The organism is Halorubrum sp. SP9 (assembly GCF_005435015.1).
In the GTDB taxonomy this organism is placed as follows: Archaea; Halobacteriota; Halobacteria; order Halobacteriales; family Haloferacaceae; genus Halorubrum; species Halorubrum sodomense.
Window position 1 is genome coordinate 1 of sequence record NZ_SGXU01000251.1, and the last position, 614, is coordinate 614.

Consider the following 614-nt stretch of genomic DNA (forward strand, 5'->3'; position numbering starts at 1 on the left):
AACACGTCGTTGTCCAGACGGGTGTGAATCCGCTTGCCGTAGGTTTCCTGAATACGGGTGCCAGTCGGGACGTGATCCACACGGCCAAGCGGCACGAAGTCCCCCGAGCCGCTCTCCGAGAACGTTTCAGCGGTGCCGTCGTCGTTGGCGTCGTACGTGTACCCTTCGGGGACGATTCGCGTTTCACCGCTACCGAGCTTCACGATACCGACGACATCGTCCTGATTAAACTCGGGGACCGTGGAAGCGGGACTGGTCTGTTCATCGATCACTTCAGGCAGGACGGTGTCCAGTTCCCGAAGCGGGGCGACGTACAGATCCTCGCCAGCCTCGTAGGTCCAGAGCTGGTCGTAGGTCGTGTAGTCTTCGTCGTGTTCCGCGATGGAGTCACCACGCGGGTTGTGGACGACGATCCCCCACGGAACGGCCCGTCGGTGACGAACGAGTCCGGCGCGTCGATGTCGTGGACCGCCTCCCCGTTCAGTTCGACGTCGAGTGTCGGCACGGTCGGGACCACGCCCCCGTACTAAAAAAAGATTCACACGAGCGAGGGGTTTCGAGGCAGGGGACCGCCGCCGTCGCCCGCTCGGCTCGGCCCTACGCCGCCGCCTCTT

Annotated in this window: 2 protein-coding genes; both read right to left on the reverse strand. The window is 63.4% G+C overall.

The annotated features are described in order from the left end of the window. Positions 1-272, reverse strand: a 272-nt coding sequence (locus tag EXE45_RS20605; protein WP_199233686.1) for a hypothetical protein, incomplete at its 3' end; no start/stop codon positions are given. Then, a complete protein-coding gene (locus EXE45_RS20610) occupies positions 269-505 on the reverse strand; it encodes a hypothetical protein (RefSeq protein WP_199233687.1) in 237 nt (78 codons plus the stop codon). The genes EXE45_RS20610 and EXE45_RS20605, both read right to left, overlap by 4 nt. Positions 506-614: the final 109 nt, after the last annotated feature.